14 protein-coding genes, 4 tRNA genes and 1 other RNA gene are annotated in these 17,744 nt (G+C 70.7%); 9 read left to right on the top strand and 10 right to left on the bottom strand.

Annotation, left to right across the window (positions count from 1 at the left end; all coding sequences use genetic code 11):
• Positions 1-51 precede the first annotated feature (51 nt).
• The 4 genes from ABZX79_RS14720 to purS all read right to left on the bottom strand — a co-directional run bounded on the left by ABZX79_RS14720 (position 52) and on the right by purS (position 4,219).
• The gene (locus ABZX79_RS14720) at positions 52-861 is read right to left on the bottom strand and encodes a sterol carrier family protein (RefSeq protein ID WP_355256175.1); all 810 of its coding nucleotides are present in this window, start codon (positions 859-861) and stop codon (positions 52-54) included.
• A gap of 183 nt (positions 862-1,044) precedes the next feature.
• Entirely contained in the window at positions 1,045-3,294 is a 2,250-nt protein-coding gene (gene purL, locus ABZX79_RS14715) for a phosphoribosylformylglycinamidine synthase subunit PurL (RefSeq protein WP_355256172.1), read from the bottom strand.
• Positions 3,291-3,971: a phosphoribosylformylglycinamidine synthase subunit PurQ gene (purQ, locus tag ABZX79_RS14710; protein ID WP_355256169.1), complete on the bottom strand. Its 681-nt coding sequence runs from the start codon at positions 3,969-3,971 to the stop codon at positions 3,291-3,293. The genes purL and purQ overlap by 4 nt, the downstream gene beginning before the upstream one ends.
• The gene (purS, locus tag ABZX79_RS14705; RefSeq protein WP_214973755.1) at positions 3,968-4,219 is read right to left on the bottom strand and encodes a phosphoribosylformylglycinamidine synthase subunit PurS; all 252 of its coding nucleotides are present in this window, start codon (positions 4,217-4,219) and stop codon (positions 3,968-3,970) included. Before purS ends, purQ begins: the two co-directional genes overlap by 4 nt.
• A gap of 347 nt (positions 4,220-4,566) precedes the next feature.
• On the opposite strand from purS, the gene ABZX79_RS14700 reads away from it, so the two are divergent.
• From ABZX79_RS14700 to ABZX79_RS14665, 8 genes are all read left to right on the top strand, one after another.
• Complete coding sequence (locus tag ABZX79_RS14700) at positions 4,567-4,884, top strand: Lsr2 family protein (protein ID WP_355256165.1); 318 nt, start codon at positions 4,567-4,569, stop codon at positions 4,882-4,884.
• A gap of 123 nt (positions 4,885-5,007) precedes the next feature.
• Positions 5,008-5,079 (top strand) — tRNA-Gly (locus tag ABZX79_RS14695).
• Positions 5,080-5,132: 53 nt separating this feature from the next.
• Positions 5,133-5,208, top strand: a tRNA-Gly gene (locus ABZX79_RS14690).
• A gap of 141 nt (positions 5,209-5,349) precedes the next feature.
• A complete protein-coding gene (locus tag ABZX79_RS14685; RefSeq protein WP_355256486.1) occupies positions 5,350-6,306 on the top strand; it encodes an ABC transporter ATP-binding protein in 957 nt (318 codons plus the stop codon).
• Positions 6,303-7,070, top strand: a complete 768-nt coding sequence (locus ABZX79_RS14680) for an ABC transporter permease (RefSeq protein WP_355256162.1) — start codon at positions 6,303-6,305, stop codon at positions 7,068-7,070. Before ABZX79_RS14685 ends, ABZX79_RS14680 begins: the two co-directional genes overlap by 4 nt.
• 87 nt (positions 7,071-7,157) lie before the next feature.
• Positions 7,158-8,345, top strand: a complete 1,188-nt coding sequence (locus tag ABZX79_RS14675) for a histidine kinase (RefSeq protein ID WP_355256159.1) — start codon at positions 7,158-7,160, stop codon at positions 8,343-8,345.
• Between the two features lie 11 nt (positions 8,346-8,356).
• Entirely contained in the window at positions 8,357-8,971 is a 615-nt protein-coding gene (locus ABZX79_RS14670; protein ID WP_355256483.1) for a response regulator transcription factor, read from the top strand.
• 22 nt (positions 8,972-8,993) lie between these two features.
• Positions 8,994-9,066 (top strand) — tRNA-Gly (locus ABZX79_RS14665).
• A 112-nt stretch (positions 9,067-9,178) separates the two neighbouring features.
• Here the strand turns inward: ABZX79_RS14665 and ABZX79_RS14660 are convergent.
• The 6 genes from ABZX79_RS14660 to ffs form a co-directional block, all read right to left on the bottom strand.
• The gene (locus ABZX79_RS14660; RefSeq protein ID WP_355256156.1) at positions 9,179-10,078 is read right to left on the bottom strand and encodes a phosphoribosylaminoimidazolesuccinocarboxamide synthase; all 900 of its coding nucleotides are present in this window, start codon (positions 10,076-10,078) and stop codon (positions 9,179-9,181) included.
• A gap of 85 nt (positions 10,079-10,163) precedes the next feature.
• Positions 10,164-11,672 (bottom strand): N,N-dimethylformamidase beta subunit family domain-containing protein, encoded by a 1,509-nt coding sequence (locus tag ABZX79_RS14655; RefSeq protein WP_355256153.1) that lies wholly within the window; start codon positions 11,670-11,672, stop codon positions 10,164-10,166.
• Between the two features lie 373 nt (positions 11,673-12,045).
• Entirely contained in the window at positions 12,046-13,695 is a 1,650-nt protein-coding gene (locus ABZX79_RS14650; RefSeq protein ID WP_355256150.1) for a hypothetical protein, read from the bottom strand.
• A 219-nt stretch (positions 13,696-13,914) separates the two neighbouring features.
• Positions 13,915-15,168 (bottom strand): phosphoribosylamine--glycine ligase, encoded by a 1,254-nt coding sequence (gene purD / locus ABZX79_RS14645; RefSeq protein WP_355256147.1) that lies wholly within the window; start codon positions 15,166-15,168, stop codon positions 13,915-13,917.
• Positions 15,169-15,232: 64 nt separating this feature from the next.
• Positions 15,233-17,401 (bottom strand): DNA polymerase III subunit gamma and tau, encoded by a 2,169-nt coding sequence (locus ABZX79_RS14640; protein ID WP_355256144.1) that lies wholly within the window; start codon positions 17,399-17,401, stop codon positions 15,233-15,235.
• A 42-nt stretch (positions 17,402-17,443) separates the two neighbouring features.
• Positions 17,444-17,542, bottom strand: an RNA gene (gene ffs, locus ABZX79_RS14635) — signal recognition particle sRNA small type.
• Between the two features lie 98 nt (positions 17,543-17,640).
• Here ffs and ABZX79_RS14630 point away from each other — a divergent pair.
• A tRNA-Ser gene (locus ABZX79_RS14630) sits at positions 17,641-17,725 on the top strand.
• Positions 17,726-17,744 lie beyond the last annotated feature (19 nt).

The following is a 17,744-nucleotide window of genomic DNA, read 5'->3' as shown; positions in this document are numbered from 1 at the left end:
GTCCTGCGCTGGCGACGGCAACATTACATGATCAAGTAATTGCTGGCATTGCTAGCCAAGAATCGGCAACAACCCCGCCAAATGGGCGCGTTCGCCGCTGGCGCTGACCTTCGCGTCGTCGACGGCCGTGTCCCAGTCCGTACGCCCCGTGGCGAGGCGGATCCAGGTGAGGGGGTCGGTCTCGACGACGTTCGGCGGCGTGCCGCGGGTGTGACGGGGGCCTTCCACGCACTGGACGACGGCGTACGGCGGGACGCGGACCTCGACGGAACCGCCGGGCGCCTTGACCGCGAGGGCGTCGGCGAGGAGGCGGGTGCAGGCGGCGAGGGCCTGGCGGTCGTACGGGACGGCGAGGCCGGCGGCGTGGTTCAAGTCGTCGGTGTGGACGACGAGTTCGACGGTGCGGGTCACGAGGTAGTCGTCGAGGCGCATCGCACCGACGCGGGTGGCGAGGAGCCGGTCGTCGGGGGCGGTGGGCAGGAGCTCGGCGAGCCGGGCGCGGGTCCGCTCGTACAGAGCGTCGAGATCCGGCGCGGATTCCGCGATCGACTTCGTGTCGTCGGAGATCTGCGCGGCGCGGGATGCGGTGGCGAACGGCCAGTCGAGCAGGGGGACTTCCTGCTTGGGCGGGGCCGGCTGTTCGAGGCAGCGGGTGACGGCCCCGACGGCCATGGTGACGTGCGCGGCCAGGTCGCGGACGGTCCAGTCCCCGAGGTGGGTGGGGAGCGCGAGCTGCGCGGGCGTGAGGTCGCGCACGGCGTCTTGTACGTTGCCGAACTGGGCCAGGACCGCGGCGCGGATCTTGCCGGCGTCGTAACGGCGCGGGCGGGGGCGCGGTCGCTTCTGGGCAGCGGATGACATGGCCCCGAGATTAGCCCCCGGCTACGACAAGGGCCCCTCATTTTGCCCGGCCGCACCGAAGGCGGTGCTCCGCCCCCTACCCCCGGTCCTCAATTCGCGGGCGGACCGCTGCGCGGGGCCTTCCCCCACCCCGCCCCGGCCAAGTAACTGGCCGGGGCCGAGATGATCGCTCAGGGGAGCCGCTCAGGCGAAGAGCGCCGGCAGCGTCGCCTCGTGCGCCGCACGGAGCTCCGTCAGCGGGATGCTGAACTCGCCCTGCACCTCAATCTCGTCACCGTCGACGACACCGATCCGGGACACCGGCAGACCCCGCGCCCCACACATGTCGTTGAAGCGAAGCTCCTCGCTGCGCGGGATGGACACGACCGCCCGGCCCGCCGACTCGGAGAAGAGGAACACGAACGCGTCGAGCCCGTCCGGCACGACCAGCCGCGCACCCTTCCCACCCCGAAGGCAGGACTCGGTGACCGCCTGGATCAGGCCGCCGTCGCTCAGGTCGTGCGCCGCGTCGATCATGCCGTCGCGCGACGCCGAGATCAGGATCTCGCCCAGCAGCTTCTCGCGGTCCAGGTCCACCTTCGGCGGCATGCCGCCCAGGTGGTCGTGGATGACCTGGGACCAGGCCGAACCGCCCAGTTCCTCGTGCGTGTCACCGAGCAGGTAGAGGAGCTGGCCCTCTTCCGCGAAGGCGACCGGCGTACGCCGCGTCACGTCGTCGATCACACCGAGCACCGCGACGACCGGCGTCGGGTGAATGGCGGTCTCGCCGGTCTGGTTGTAGAGGGAGACGTTGCCGCCGGTCACCGGGGTGCCCAGCTGCAGGCAGCCGTCCGCCAGCCCACGCGTGGCCTCGGCGAACTGCCACATGACGTCCGGGTCCTCCGGCGAACCGAAGTTCAGGCAGTCCGAGATCGCGAGCGGCTTCGCGCCCGAAGCGGCGACATTGCGGTACGACTCCGCCAGCGCCAGCTGCGCACCCGTGTACGGGTCGAGCTTCGCGTACCGGCCATTGCCGTCCGTCGCCATCGCGACGCCGAGGTTCGTCTTCTCGTCGATCCGCACCATGCCGGCGTCCTCGGGCATGGCGAGCACCGTGTTGCCCTGCACGAACCGGTCGTACTGGTCGGTGATCCACGACTTCGACGCCTGGTTGGGGGAAGCGACGAGCTTCAGCACCTGCTCCCGCAGCTCCGCCGCGTTCGCCGGCCGCGCCAGCTTGTTCGCGTCGTCGGCCTGGAGCGCGTCCTGCCAGGCAGGGCGGGCGTACGGACGGTTGTAGACAGGGCCCTCGTGGGCAACCGTCCGCGGCGGTACGTCGACGATCTGCTCGCCGTGCCAGAAGATCTCCAGCTGCGAGCCGTCGGTCACCTCACCGATGACGGTGGCGATGACGTCCCACTTCTCGCAGATCTCCATGAACCGGTCGACCTTCCCCGGCTCCACGATCGCGCACATGCGCTCCTGCGACTCGCTCATGAGGATTTCCTCGGGCGAGAGGGAGGAGTCACGGAGGGGGACGGTGTCCAGTTCGACGCGCATGCCTCCGGAGCCGGCGCTCGCGAGCTCCGACGTCGCGCAGGACAGGCCCGCGCCACCCAGGTCCTGGATGCCCGCGACGAGCTCCTCGCGGAAGATCTCCAGGGTGCACTCGATGAGGAGCTTCTCCTGGAAGGGGTCACCGACCTGGACGGCGGGACGCTTCGCGGGACCCGTCGACTCGAAGGTCTCCGAGGCCAGTACCGATACGCCGCCGATGCCGTCGCCGCCCGTACGGGCGCCGTACAGAATGACCTTGTTCCCGGGACCGCTCGCCTTCGCGAGGTGGATGTCCTCGTGCTTCATCACGCCGATGCAGCCGGCATTGACCAGCGGGTTGCCCTGGTAGCACTCGTCGAAGACGACCTCGCCGCCGATGTTCGGCAGGCCGAGGCAGTTGCCGTAGCCGCCGATGCCCGCGACGACGCCCGGAAGGACGCGCCGCGTGTCGGGGTGGTCGGCCGCGCCGAAGCGCAGCGGGTCGACGACCGCGACCGGGCGGGCGCCCATCGCCAGGATGTCGCGGACGATGCCGCCGACACCCGTGGCCGCGCCCTGGTAGGGCTCGATGTAGCTGGGGTGGTTGTGCGACTCGACCTTGAAGGTCACGGCGTAACCCTGGCCGACGTCGACGACGCCCGCGTTCTCGCCGATGCCGACGAGCATCGCGTCGTTGACCGGGACCTTCTCGCCGAACTGCTTCAGGTGGACCTTGCTGCTCTTGTAAGAGCAGTGCTCGGACCACATGACGCTGTACATGGCGAGCTCGGCGCCGGTGGGCCGCCGCCCCAGGATTTCGCGGATACGCGCGTACTCGTCCTCCTTGAGGCCGAGCTCCTTCCAGGGCTGCCCGACCTCGGGGGTTTCCGCGGCGTGCTTGACGGTGTCCAGAGTCATGCGTTGACCAGCTTCTTCAGGATCGAGGTGAAGAATCCGAGGCCGTCGGTACGTCCCGTGCCGACCAGCGGCTCCACGGCGTGCTCCGGGTGCGGCATCAGGCCCACGACGTTGCCGGCGGCGTTGGTGATGCCGGCGATGTCGCGGAGCGAGCCGTTCGGGTTGACGTCCAGGTAGCGGAAGGCGACGCGGCCCTCCGCCTCCAGCTCGTCGAGCACGCGCTCCTCGGCGACGTAACGACCGTCCATGTTCTTGAGCGGGATCTGGATCTCCTGACCGGCGGTGTAGTCCGCGGTCCAGGCGGTCTCGCTCGTCTCCACGCGCAGCTTCTGCTCGCGGCAGATGAAGTGCAGGTGGTTGTTCTGCAGCATCCCGCCGGGCAGGAGGTGGGCCTCGGTGAGGATCTGGAAACCGTTGCAGATACCGAGGACCGGCATACCGGCCTTGGCCTGCTCGATGATCGTCTCCATCACCGGCGAGAAGCGGGCGATGGCGCCGGCCCGCAGGTAGTCGCCGTAGGAGAAGCCGCCCGCGAGAACGACCGCGTCGACCTGCTTGAGGTCCTTGTCGCGGTGCCACAGCGAGACCGGCTCGGCGCCCGCGGTCCGGACGGCCCGGAGGCTGTCCTGGTCGTCGAGCGTTCCCGGAAAGGTGACGACTCCGATACGAGCGGTCACTTCGACTCCTCCACCTTCACGGTGAAGTCCTCGATGACGGTGTTGGCGAGGAACGATTCGGCCATCTCATGGATGCGGGCGAGGGCGGCGTCATCGACCGGCCCATCGACCTCGAGCTCGAAACGCTTTCCCTGACGGACGTCCGCGATTCCCTCGAAGCCGAGACGGGGCAGTGCACGCTGCACCGCCTGTCCCTGCGGGTCGAGGATCTCGGGCTTGAGCATGACGTCGACTACGACGCGTGCCACTGGCACTCCCGGTGGTGGTGTGGTGCGAAGGCGGTTCCATCAGCGTACCCGGCTTGAAATTCTACGCGGGTAGATATGAGTCTACGCGGATCACGTTCCGGTATCGGGGGCGACAACCGGGGGGAAAATCCGGGGGAAAATGGGGCTCGGGTGCCGCCCCCGATTGCGGAAGGACACGCGGACGGAATTAAATGGGCTTCACAATGCAATGGCTGTCGCTGTACAAAGGAATAGCGAGAAAAACAGCATTGCTCCAAATCAGCCGGAAGGCCGGCATCACCGCATGTCAGACGTCATGTCAGACGTCACGTCGGACGCGGTAGTGCCGCAGGAAAGGACCAATATCCGTGGCTCAGCGCGTAGTGGTCACGCTCTCCGACGACATCGACGGAGGGGAAGCAGCGGAAACGGTCAGCTTCGGCCTGGACGGGAAGTCGTACGAGATCGACCTGAATCCCGCCAATGCAAAGAAACTACGCACGGCGCTGGAGCCGTACATCGAGGCGGGCCGAAAGCACTCGAAGTCGGGCAAGGTCTACCGCCACACCTCCGTGGCACCGGATCCGGCGGCCGTGCGCGCGTGGGCGCGCTCGCACCAGATGGACGTGCCGGCCCGGGGCCGCATCCCGAAGAAGGTCTACGAGGCCTTCGCGGAGGCCTCGTAGACAGCCGCTGAAGGTCCGCCGAGAGTCCTGGGCGCCCGCCGACTTGCAATGCACCCCTGGTGATCGGCTAGAGTCTGGAACACGCCAAGGGGCAAGGCCACAGGGCCGGACCTCAAGCAGCGTGCGGGTGTAGTTCAGTAGTAGAACATCCCCCTTCCAGGGGGAAGGCGCAGTGTGCAATTCCTGTCACCCGCTCTACATCGCTTACCGACCACTTCGGTGGATCAGGTACAGTGGTGGCACCAAATGCGGACGTGGCTCAGTTGGTAGAGCATCACCTTGCCAAGGTGAGGGTCGCGAGTTCGAATCTCGTCGTCCGCTCCATGAGTACGAAGGCCCCGGTCATTGCGACCGGGGCCTTCGTCGTTGGGTCCGTTGTTCGCTGCTGACATTTGTCATATGCAGTAGTGACAGCCCGCACTGCCGGTGGCCGTCGTCCGGCGGAAGTCTTGTGGCATGACCACGATGACCACCCCTGAGTACGTGATCGACGCCGAGGGGCTCCGGCGTACCTACACCGGCGGCTTCGAGGCCGTCCGCTGCGTTTCCTTCTCCGTGGCGCGCGGCGAGCTCTTCGCGCTGCTCGGCACGAACGGGGCGGGCAAGACCTCGACCCTGGAGCTCCTCGAAGGCCTGGCCCGGCCCACCGGCGGCAGCGTCCGGGTGTTCGGCCACGACCCGTACACCGAGCGCGCCAAGGTGCGGCCCCGGGTCGGCGTCATGCTCCAGGAAGGCGGCTTTCCGTCCGAGCTGACGGTGCGCGAGACCGTCCGGATGTGGGCCGGGTGCACCAGCGGGGCGCGGCCGGTGGGCGAGGCGCTGGACCTGGTGGGGCTCGGGAAGCGGGCGAGCGTACGGGTCAAGCAGCTGTCCGGCGGGGAGCGGCGGCGGCTGGATCTGGCGACGGCGCTGCTCGGGCGGCCGGAGATCCTCTTCCTCGACGAACCGACGACGGGGCTCGACGCCGAGGGGCGGCGCGAGACGTGGGAGCTGGTGCGCGAGCTGCGGGACGGGGGGACGACCGTGCTGCTGACCACGCACTACCTGGAGGAGGCGCAAGAGCTCGCCGACCGGTTGGCGATCATGCACGAGGGGCGGATCGCCGCCGAGGGGCGGGTGGACGAGGTGGTGGCGGCGTACCCCTCGCAGATTTCGTTCGAGCTGCCGGAGGGCTACCACCTGGGGGATCTGCCGCCGCTGGGAGCGCTGGGCGTTACCGGGCATGAGGTGGCGGGGCGTACGGCGAAGTTGTTCACCGAACGGCTCCAGCGGACGGCGACCGGGCTGCTGACGTGGGCGGAGGCGGCCGGGGTGGAACTGCGCGGGCTCGATGTGCGGTCGGCCTCGCTGGAGGAGGCCTTTTTGAACATCGCGCGCGAGGCGAAGAAGAACGAGAACGCGGAAGAGGTGGGGGCGCGATGAGCACTGCTGTCGCGGGACGTATGGCGGCTCTGACGCGGGCCGAACTGACGCTGCTCGTACGGCACAAGGCGGTGCTCCTCACGGCGCTGGTGCTGCCGGTGGCGATGACGTTCGCGATGCGGCCGGTCCTCGATGATCTGGAGCTCGGCAAGGCGGGGATTTCGCTGGGGGCGGCGATGATGCCGATGTCCGTGGCGTTCGTGCTGCTCTTCGGGGTGTACTCGGCGCTGGTCACGGTCTATGTCGTACGGCGCGAGGAGCTCGTACTGAAGCGGCTGCGGACCGGGGAGCCCGGTGACGCGGAGATCTTGACGGGGACGGCCGCCGCCACGCTCGTGGCCGGGCTGGCGCAGTGCGTGCTGCTGGTGGTCGCGGGGGTGGTGGTCCTCGGGGTGGAGATGCCGGCCGATCCGTTGTGGGTGGTCGTCGGTGTGGTGCTGGGGCTTGCGGTCGCGGGGACGATGGCGGCGGCCACCACCGCCTTCACCCGGTCCGCCGAGGGCGCGCAGATCACGATCTTGCCGGTGATGCTGGTCTCGATGGTCGCGTCGGGGGTCGTCGTTCCGCTGGAGCTGCTGCCGGACAAGGTCGCCTCGGTGTGTGAGCTGCTGCCGTTGTCGCCGGTCGTGGAGCTCGTGCGGGGCGGCTGGAGCGGGCAGTTGGGGGCGTACGAGGCGCTGGGCGCCGTCGCTACGGCGGTGGCCTGGACCGTACTGTCTGTATTCGCTGTGCAGCGGTGGTTCCGGTGGGAGCCGCGGCGGTAGGGGAATGTGCGGTAGGGGAATGGGGGGACTACGGGGATGAAGGGCTTCTGGCGGAAGCGGAGCCAGGCCGCGAAGCTTGACCTGTACATGCGGGTGACGCTTTATCTGCTGCCGTGGCTGATCTCGACCGGGGCTCTCGCGCCCCTCACTCAGGAGGTGAGCCGCGAACCCGGCGCCGTCGCGCTCGCGCGCGGGCTGCTCGCCCTGTCCGTGGCGCAGTGCGCGGTCGCGATGCACACCATCCACCACGGGCTCGCGCATTACGTCGACGGGGCCCCGGCGCCGTGGCGCTCGGCGGCCGTCGCGATGGGGCTGGGCGCGGTTTCGGTGGGCTTGATCGTGGCACTTCAGGCGACCGGGGGGATCGGCGACGGGACGGCGATGGTGGGGATACTGCCGTACGCCCTGCTCACCACGGCCATGTCGACGTTCATGCTGTCGACCCTCCGGCGGCTGATGCTCGGGACCGTGGTGACAGCGGCGCTGGTCGCGGGGGCGCTGGCCGCCACCGGGGCGGAGGCGGGGGCGGCAGTGGCCGGGGCGGTGGTCGTGTTCTTCGTGGGGCTGTTCGCGCTGCTGACCACGCGGTCCTCGGCCTGGTTCATGGCCGTGATCTGGGAACTGGACCGGAACCGCGACGCCATCGCGCGGCTCGCGGTCGCCGAGGAGCGGCTGCGTTTCGGGCGGGACATGCACGACGTCATGGGGCGCAATCTCGCTGTCATCGCGCTGAAGAGCGAACTGGCGGTGCAGTTGGCGCGGCGCGGCAGACCGGAGGCCGCCGAGCAGATGGCCGAAGTGCAGCGAATCGCGCGGGAGTCGCAGCGCGAGGTGCGTGAGGTCGTACGCGGCTATCGCGAGGCGGATCTGGCTGCCGAACTCGAAGGGGCGCGGGGCGTTTTGAGTGCGGCGGGCATCGACTGTCTGATGGAGAGGGGACAGCTGGGCGACGATCTTCCGCCGGGCGTGCAGTCGGCGCTCGGGTGGGTCGTACGGGAGGCGACGACCAATGTGCTGCGGCACGGGGACCCGCGCAGCTGCACGGTCCGGCTGACGGCGGAGGGCGGGAGGGCGGTGCTGGTCGTGGAGAACGACGGGGCGGGGGACGTGTCCGCCGACGGCACTCCGGGGTCGGGGCTGGCCGGGCTCCGGGAGCGGCTGAGCGCGGTGGGCGGGACGCTGCGGGCGGGGCCGGGCGGGGACGGGACGTTCCGGCTGACTGCTGAGGTGCCGGTGGTTTCGGTGGTTTCGGTGGTTTCGGAGGTGTTGGGGTGAGTGGTTCCGTGGTGGGGCGGCCGGTGCGGGTGTTGCTCGCTGACGACGAGCATCTGATCCGGGGTGCGCTCGCCGCGCTGCTCGGGCTGGAGGACGACCTCGTGGTCGTCGCTGAGGCGGCCACCGGGCCCGAGGCGATCGCGATGGCCCGGGCGCACCGGCCGGACATCGCCGTACTGGATCTGCAGATGCCTGGCGCCGACGGTGTGAGTGTGGCCACAACGCTGCGGGCCGAGCTGCCCGACTGCCGCTGCATGATCGTGACCAGCCACGGGCGTCCCGGGCACCTGAAACGGGCGCTCGCGGCCGGGGTGCGGGCGTTCGTACCGAAGACCGTCAGCGCGCAGCGGCTGGCCGAGCTGATCCGGAGCGTACGGGACGGAAACCGGTACGTGGACCCGGAGTTGGCGGCCGACGCGATCTCCGCCGGGGACTCTCCGCTGACCGTACGGGAGGCGGAAGTGCTGGAGCTGGCGGCGGACGGGGCGCCCGTCGCGGAGATCGCGGAGCGGGCGGCGCTGTCGCCGGGGACGGTGCGCAACTATCTGTCTTCGGCCGCCTCGAAACTGGGTGCGGAAAATCGTCATACGGCGGTGCGGCTCGCACGCGAGCGAGGTTGGGTATAGTGGGCATCGCAACACAGCGCATGCGGACGTAGCTCAGTTGGTAGAGCGCAACCTTGCCAAGGTTGAGGTCGCCAGTTCGAACCTGGTCGTCCGCTCAGAGTCAGAAGGCCCCGGTCATTGCGACCGGGGCCTTCTGCGTTGCCTGGGGCCGTTGGAGCCGGGCCGGCTGGGCCCCGGACTTTGCCGCGGGGCCCAGCTGGGCACCGGCTAGGACCAGCTGAGGCCGGTGAGGAGTTCGTACGCCTCCAGGTACTTCGCCCGGGTCGCGTCGACGATCTCCTGCGGGAGCGGGGGCGGCGGCAGCTCCGCCTTGCGGTCCCAGCCGGAGGCGGGCGAGGTCAGCCAGTCGCGGACGTACTGCTTGTCGTACGACGGCTGGGCGTGGCCCGGCTCCCAGGTGGCGGCGGGCCAGAAGCGCGAGGAGTCCGGGGTCAGCACCTCGTCGGCGATGATCAGCTGGTCGCCGTCGAAGCCGAACTCGAACTTCGTGTCGGCGAGGATGATGCCCCGGTCGCGGGCGATGTCGCGGGCCCGGCTGTAGATGGCGAGGGTCATCTGGCGCAGCTGGGCGGCGGTCTCGGCGCCGACCTGGCGGGCGACTTCCTCGTAGCTCACGTTCTCGTCGTGATCGCCGACCGCCGCCTTTGTCGCGGGCGTGAAGATGGGGGCCGGGAGCGCGGAGCCGTCCGTCAGGCCCTCGGGGAGGGCAAGGCCGCAGACCGTGCGGGATTCGTTGTACTCGGTGAGGCCCGAGCCGGTGAGGTAGCCGCGGGCGACGCACTCGACCGGCACCATCCGCAGCGACTTGCAGACGAGGGTGCGGCCTTCCCAGTCGGCCGGGGCGCCGGCGGGGAGGTCGGTGGAGATCACGTGGTTCGGGGCGAGGTCCGCGAGCTGGTCGAACCACCAGAGCGAGAGCTGGGTCAGGACCCGGCCCTTGTCGGGGATCTCCGTGGGCAGCACCCAGTCGTACGCGGAGATGCGGTCGCTCGCGACCATGACGAGGTCGCCGGCCTCGTTCTGGTAGAGGTCACGCACCTTGCCCGTGTGGAGGTGGGTCAGGCCCGGCAGCTGGAGCGGCTCGGGCTTTTCTACGAATCCGGACACGGTTCCTCCGCGTAGGTTGATCCAGGAGCGCTTCCGATTCTCCCGTATGCGGGGCGTGAGTGTGGGGGCGGGGCGGTCTGTGAGCTCAGTCGCGTTTGCAGATGCGGTCCAGGAGGTTGGCTGTGGCTCGCTGGATGCGGGGGTCCACGTGGCCCGGGCGGTCCAGGGCCGGGGACCAGGCGAAGGTGCCGGAGGCGAAGACCAGTGCGCCGCTGGGGGCCCGGTAGAGGGATGTCTCCTGGTGGCGGCGGTGGCCCTCGCCGTCCTCGTACGGGGAGTGGGCGAGCAGGATGCGGTCCTGGTGCTCGGGGAGCTGGGTGCGGGGGAAGTAGCGGTCGGCCTCGCCCGCGACCAGGCCTTCGATCTCGTCGTTCTCGTGCGCGCCGGTCGAATCCCAGAGCCAGTGGTCCGCGTTGCGTACGACCAGGGGGCTGGGTTCGGGGACCCTTCCGGCGTACTGGATGCCCAGGAGTTGTTGCTCGGGGCGGTCGATCTCGCGCCAGAGGGCGGGCTTGCCGGGGGCTCGGCGTTTTCGGCAGGTGAGGAGGCGGTCGGCCGTGCCGGAGGCGGACGGTGCTAGTTCTACCTGCCAGTACATCGTGTTGGCGGAGAGGAAGACGAGGGACGTGCCTGCCTCGCGCGCGAGCTCTGTGGTGCGGCGCATGGGGGCCGACCAGTACTCGTCGTGGCCCGGGAAGACCAGGCCTCGATAGCGGGTCGGGTCGATGCGGCCCGCGTGCAGGTCGCGGGCGTCGGCGTAGGCGAGGTCGTAGCCGTAGCGCTCGGCCCAGCGGATGAAGTCGTACGCGTGGCCCACGTGGAGGGGGAGGCCGGCGCCGGCGTACGGGCGGTCGAAGGAGACCGTCGTGGCCGCGTCCTCCTCGCCCAGGAGGCGGCCCATGCTGTCCCACGCGTGGTACAGGCTCGCGCCGGTGCGGCCGTCCTCCGGGTAGAGGTTGTACGCCTGCCAGGTGATGTCCGGCAGGAGCAGGAGCAGGTCGGCCGGGTGGCTGTCGCGGACCGTGAAGGGGATGTGGGAACGGTAGCCGTCGGCGGTGGTGAGCACGGCGACGTACGCCCCGATGTTCCAGAAGTCCGGGATCTGCAGGCGCCAGGACAGCCACCAGTGGTGGCAGGAGACCGTGCGGTCGGCGGTGAGCGGGGCCGGCTGGACGATGCCGGACAGGCGGGGGCTGGTGGTGATCTTCGCCGCGCCGTCGCCGCCGTAGTGGCCGATCCGGTAGATGTCCACGGAGAACTGCTGGGGCGGGTCCACGGTGATGTGGAAGTCGATCGCCTCGCCGGGGGCTGCCGCGCCGGGAGACGCGAAGCCCTTGATCTGCTGGCGTACGTCGTCGGCGGTGCGGGGGCTGCCCGTGGAGGCGGAGCGGGGCTGCGGGAGCCGGGCTCCGGTGACGGGGTCGCGGTGGTCCGCGCCCTCCGTGGGCTCGGCGTACCAGGGGATGACCTGGCCGCTGTCGCCGAAGTAGGTCTCGCTGCCGCGGAGCCAGGGCAGTGGGCCCTGGCCGAAGGGGTCGGACACGGCATGCGCGAGGGCGCCCGATTGCCAGCGCCGGATGAATTCGTCCCCCATGCCGCTTCCCTCCCTCGAGCCCCCGAGACAACTGTGATGCGCCACTTGTCAGCTACTGGTCCCCAGCACATCACATAACGCACGCACTCCGTCACCGTTCGTCGCGAATTGACGATAACGGAACGTGAGCCTCCGCATCGCGGGGGTCGTGATATGGGGTGCGGGGGCCTTTTTGCGGGGGCTTTTGGCGGGGGCCTTTTCGCGGGGGCTCCGGGGTCGGTGCCGCGCCGGGGCGTCTCCTCGGACGTCGAACGTTCGGGTAGGGAGACTTCTTCGGGGTGGTTGCGTTCGACGCCCTGCGGGGAGCGCCCCGGCACGACCCCTCCTGGCACGTCGGATCCTGCGTCCGGCACCGGGGTGCGCGGATGCGGGCTCAGACCAGGCGGACCGTCTTCTCGGGGCGTACTCCTACCGTGGCCAGCCAGGAGCGCAGTGGTGCCGCGTCGCCGTCCTCCACGAGGCTCAGGACGTGGGATCCGAGGTCCGTACGGCGCTCGCCATCGATCAGGAGCGCTGGGCCGTCGAGCCAGTCCAGGCCCGGTACGGCGCCGGCGGTGTCGACGGCGGCGCAGCAGACCATCGCGGTGACATGGTCGGCCAGCAGCTCGCGGCCGGTCCTCGGCGGCTGGAGCGGGAAGAGCGGGAGGGGTCCGGTGTCCCAGGGGTCGTGGTCGGCTTCACCGAGCCCGAGCGGCGCGGGCGCCGGGGCGGCGGACTCCTCGCGGGCTACCTCTGCCCCGATGGCGGCGGCGAGTGTCTCGGCGGCTGTGTCCGGGGGGGTGGGGTTTGACGTCGACAGGTGGTCCATTACCCGGGTCAGGGTGGGGGCCGTGGAGCGGCGTGCGCCCATGGTGTCCAGGACTCGGTGCAGGCGGGCGGCGTCCGCGCGCCACTTCCGGTCGACGACCTCTTCCGGGTACTGGGCCCAGTCCACCGGTGACCAGTCCGGGCCCGGCTCGGCCGGGCCGCCGTGGAAGAGGCGGGCGGCGAGGAGCGAGGCCGCCTCGTCGACCGTGCCCGGTTCTTCGAGGAGGTCGCACGCCGGGCGCTCGCCGAGGCGGGAGGCGAAGCCCTCTGCCAGGCGGTCGCGGCGGGAGAGTTCGGTGAGGGCGGAGACCACGCCCGCGTCCAGGCGGGACGGCCAGCGGCCCATCCGCCATGCGGGCAGCGCGACCCGGGTCAGGAGGCGGTCCCAGCCCGCGTACGCCAGGCCTACTTGCTCCTGGGCGACGATCCGCAGGCCGTAGTCGACGGTCTGGGCGCGCTCGGAGGCGGCTGTGGCTACGCCGCGCTCCATCTCGGCCGCGTGAACGCGGCAGCTGCGCAGGAGAAGTCTGGAGACCCAGCCGACGAAGCGGAGGGGCAGCCGGTGGAGTAGTCCCTGGTTCGGGGCGGCCGCGACCGCCACCGCTGCGTCCAGGCCTCGTACGAAGCGGCGGGCGGCGGCTATGTCGGGGTGCGCGGAGGGGCCCGTACCGGCGACTACCGGGGCGAGCACCGCGCGCAGCTCGGCCACCCGCATCCACCACAGGAACGGGGACCCGATCACCAGCACGGGCGCTTCCGCGGTCCTGCGGCGTCGAGGAGTGGCGCCCGGTATGGACGCTGCCGGGTGCGTGCGGTCCTCCAGCCAGCTGTCGCAGTCGGGGGTGAGCGCTATGGCCGACGGCGCCGGTACCTCCAGGCGGTCCGCCAGGTCGCGCACGAGCCGGTAGAGGTCCGGCGCTGAGCGTTCGGAGACCTCCACCGTCGGCGTCGTGGCGGGTCTCGCCCGTACGATCACGGCCCCTACGGCGGCGGCCGCCAGCAGCACCACCACCGCGACGACGGTCATCACCCAGCGCGCGGTGTCCCAGCCCCCGCCGACCGCATGCCCCGTCGCGCCGCCCACCAGCAGGACGACGGCGACGGCTGCGGGCAGCAGGGCGACGGCCAGCGCTCTGCCGCGGATGCGCAGCACAGCGAGAGCCCTGTCACGCGCGGACTGCGCGCCCTTCTCCACACCCATACCGGTACCGGACACGGCCGGACGTCACCCCCTTCGCCCTGCGACGGCTTTGCTCACTCCCCCACTGTGGCACCCGCCACTGACATCGCAATGTCGGTGGGCCAAGTGCCGGAATGCTTGCGCCGCACCCTAGTTGGGGGTTCGGCGGCCGTCAGCCGGATGGCCCAGCGGTCACTCGATGGAATGGCTTTGGGGAAAGCTGCTGACGTTCGGAGGGGTGGGGGCGGGCTTGAGTCAGGCCTCGGCCGCTGCTTTTTGGGCGATGTCCGTGCGGTGCTGGGATCCGTCGAGATGAATGCGGCTGAGTGCCGTGTACGCCCGCTCGCGGGCCTGGGTGAGGTCGGTGCCGGTCGCTGTGACCGAGAGCACGCGGCCGCCCGCGCTGACGATGGCGTCGCCCTCGCGCCTGGTCCCGGCGTGCAGGACGTACGCGTGGGGCGCATCCTGGGCCGCGACCTCGTCGAGGCCCTCGATCGGGTCGCCCGTGCGCGGCGTCTCGGGGTAGTTGTGCGAGGCGATGACGACCGTCACGGCCGCGTCGTCGCGCCAGCTGAGCGGCGGCTCTACGTCGAGCGTGCCCTTGGCGGCGTTCAGAAGCACGCTCGCCAGCGGAGTCCTGAGGCGGGCCAGGACCACCTGGGTCTCCGGGTCGCCGAAACGGGCGTTGAACTCGATGACCCGTACGCCGCGCGAGGTGATCGCGAGACCCGCGTACAGCAGCCCGGAGAAGGGTGTGCCGCGGCGGCGCAGCTCGTCGACGGTCGGCTGGAGGACGGTGGCCATGACCTCGTCGACCAGCTTGGGGTCGGCCCACGGCAGCGGGGAGTACGCGCCCATGCCGCCGGTGTTCGGGCCCGCGTCGCCGTCGAGCGCGCGCTTGAAGTCCTGCGCGGGCTGGAGCGGGAGCACGGTCACGCCGTCGGTGATCGCGAAGAGCGAGACCTCGGGGCCGTCGAGGAACTCCTCGATGACCACGCGGTCGCAGGCGAGTGCGTGCTCGCGGGCCGCCTGGATGTCGTCGGTGACGACTACGCCCTTGCCGGCGGCGAGGCCGTCGTCCTTGACGACGTACGGCGCGCCGAACGCGTCCAGCGCGATGTCGATCTCTTCGGGGGTGGTGCAGACGTAGCTGCGGGCGGTGGGGACGTTCGCCGCGGCCATCACGTCCTTGGCGAAGGCCTTGGAGCCCTCCAGCTGGGCGGCCTCCTTGGACGGGCCGAAGCAGGGGATGCCGGCCGCACGCACGGCGTCGGCGACGCCGGCGACGAGCGGCGCCTCCGGGCCTACGACGACGAGGCCGGCGCCGAGCTCAGTGGCGAGCCTGGCAACGGCGGCACCGTCGAGGGCGTCAACCGGGTGCAGCTCGGCCACCTCGGCGATGCCGGCGTTGCCGGGGGCGCAGTACAGCGCGGTGACGTCGGGATCGAGGGACAGAGAGCGGCACAGGGCGTGTTCGCGGGCGCCGCCGCCGATGACGAGGACCTTCACGGTGTGCAGCCTAGCCCGCGCGCCGCACTCCCCCGCCCGGCTGCCCGTTCCGCGCGTTCGTGAGCTATTCGTTCGTGAACTCTTCGACGACCGTCGCGCCCAGCTCCCGCACGATCAGGTCGTGGCCGGAAAGTGCCGAGTCGACGAGGTCCGGGTCGTCCTCTTCCGGTACGTCGTCCTCGATCGCCATCGGTGGGGGTGTGGGCGGGGGCGGGGGTGTCGGGTCTGCGGCGTACGGAGTGCCGGCGGACGCCTCGGGTGCCGGGCGCTGCGGGCCGGGGGCGGCCTGCGGTGCGGCAGGGCCCGGGGCGGCGTGGGGCTGCGGGGCGGGCTGTGCCGGGCGCGGGGCCGGGGCGGGGGGCCGCCCGGCGAAACCGCCACCGCCTCCGCCGAAGCCGCCGCCACCGGACGGCTGCCCGCCGCCACCGCCACCGCCGGACGGGTCGACGATGGACTCGATCTTCCACTGCACGTTGAAGGACTCGGCCAGCGCCTGCTTCAGCACGTCCTCGCTGCCGCTGCTCGCGAAGTTGTCGCGGGCGCCGGCGTTGATGAAGGCGATCTGGAGCGTGGTCCCGTCGAAGCCGCTGACCTGGGCGTTCTGGCTGAGCAGGATCCAGGTGAAGCGCCGCCGGTTCTTGACGGCCTCCAGGATGCCCGGCCACATGTTCTGCACCTGCAGCGCGCCCTGGGCGGACGACTGTGTAACGGCGGGGGCAGCTGTGGCTGCGGCAGGTGCGGGGGCTGCCGCCGGGGCTGCCGCGGGCTGCGGCTCCGGCCGGCCCTGGCCCGGTGCCGAGGCGGTGGGCCACCCGCCGGGCCGACGCCCGCCGTCCTGCCCGGCGCCGGCTGAGCCGGGCCACGCACCGGGACGCTGGCCGTCCTCGGCGGCGGCCGGGGCCGGCTCCGGTGCGGGGGCGGGCGCGGGCGCGGGCGCGGGCGCGGCAGCCACAGGAGCAGGAGCGGGGGCGGCAGGAAGCGCATGTGCCACCGCATGTGCCTCGGGCCCCGGTACGTACCCCATCGCGGGCCCGGGAGCGGCAGCCGCGGCCACGAACGCGCCGCCGCCACCTCCTCCGTTCCGCTCAAGGCGGTCCAGTCGTGCCTGGAAGGAGCGCTCGTCGTCGAAGGCGGCGGGCAGCAGCACCCGGGCGCAGATCAGCTCCAGCTGCAGCCGCGGCGACGTCGCGCCCCGCATCTCGGTGAGCCCGGTGTTGACCAGGTCGGCGGCGCGGCTGAGCTCGGCCGCGCCGAAGACAGAGGCTTGCGCCTGCATCCGCTCGACGACATCGGCGGGCGCGTCGATCAGGCCCTTCTCGCGTGCGTCGGGTACGGCGGCCAGGATCACCAGGTCCCGCAGCCGCTCCAGCAGGTCGGCCACGAACCGGCGGGGGTCGTTGCCGCCCTCGATCACCCGGTCCACGATCTCGAACGCGGCCGCTCCGTCACCCGAAGCGAACGCGTCCACGACCGAGTCGAGCAGTGAGCTCTCCGTGTACCCGAGGAGTGCGGTGGCCATGGCATATGTCACACCGTCGTCGGCCGCGCCGGCGAGCAGCTGGTCCATGACGGACATGGAGTCACGCACCGACCCGGCTCCGGACCGCACCACGAGCGGAAGCACTCCGTCCTCGACCGGGATGCCCTCCTTGCCGCACACCTCACCGAGGTAGTCGCGCAGCGTCCCCGGGGGCACCAGCCGGAAGGGGTAGTGGTGCGTACGCGACCGGATGGTCCCGATGACCTTCTCGGGCTCGGTCGTCGCGAAGATGAACTTCAGATGCTCCGGGGGCTCCTCAACCACCTTCAGCAGGGCATTGAAGCCCGCCGGGGTGACCATGTGGGCCTCGTCGATGATGTAGATCTTGTAGCGACTGCTGGCGGGCCCGAAGAACGCCTTTTCCCGCAGGTCACGGGCGTCGTCCACACCACCGTGGGAAGCGGCGTCGATCTCGATGACGTCGATCGATCCCCGGCCGTTGCGGGCCAGGTCGAGGCAGGACTGACACGCGCCGCACGGGTTCGGCGTGGGGCCCTGCTCGCAGTTCAGACAGCGGGCGAGGATGCGGGCGCTGGTCGTCTTTCCACAGCCCCGCGGCCCGCTGAACAGGTACGCGTGGTTGACCCGGTTGTTACGCAGGGCCTGCTGCAACGGGGCAGTGACATGCTCCTGCCCGATGACCTCGGCGAACGACTCGGGACGGTAGCGGCGGTAGAGCGCAAGGGACGACACGTATACGAGGTTATCGGGACCCACCGACAACCGGCCCCGCCCAACGAAAGCGCCCCCCACGCACCCGCCAGAGCTCACTTACCCTTGCTGCCTTCCGGCCCTGGGGGAGTTCGGTGAGATAGCGCCACGTGAGGGGCTGGCCCCCACAGTAGCGGATCGCCCCCCAGGAAAACGAGCCGGGCCCCCACCACCCGGAACGCGTTCGCGAGCACTCCTCAACGTCTTGTATTGTTTGCGGCGGAGGATTCGCCTAGTGGCCTAGGGCGCACGCTTGGAAAGCGTGTTGGGGGCAACCCCTCACGAGTTCGAATCTCGTATCCTCCGCAGCTAGAAGGCCCGGACC

The organism is Streptomyces sp. NPDC002994, assembly GCF_040611155.1.
Taxonomy (GTDB): domain Bacteria; phylum Actinomycetota; class Actinomycetes; order Streptomycetales; family Streptomycetaceae; genus Streptomyces.
The sequence above is the reverse complement of the archived record's forward strand: the minus strand, read 5'-3'. Positions and strand labels throughout refer to the sequence as shown.

Coding starts and splice junctions, on each gene's coding strand:
- ABZX79_RS14720 (WP_355256175.1), bottom strand. CDS start 861: ATGTCATCCGCTGCCCAGAAGCGACCGCGCCCCCGCCCGCGCCGTTAC.
- ABZX79_RS14655 (WP_355256153.1), bottom strand. CDS start 11,672: ATGGGGGACGAATTCATCCGGCGCTGGCAATCGGGCGCCCTCGCGCAT.
- ABZX79_RS14675 (WP_355256159.1), top strand. CDS start 7,158: ATGCGGGTGACGCTTTATCTGCTGCCGTGGCTGATCTCGACCGGGGCT.
- ABZX79_RS14680 (WP_355256162.1), top strand. CDS start 6,303: ATGAGCACTGCTGTCGCGGGACGTATGGCGGCTCTGACGCGGGCCGAA.
- ABZX79_RS14685 (WP_355256486.1), top strand. CDS start 5,350: ATGACCACCCCTGAGTACGTGATCGACGCCGAGGGGCTCCGGCGTACC.
- purL (WP_355256172.1), bottom strand. CDS start 3,294: ATGACTCTGGACACCGTCAAGCACGCCGCGGAAACCCCCGAGGTCGGG.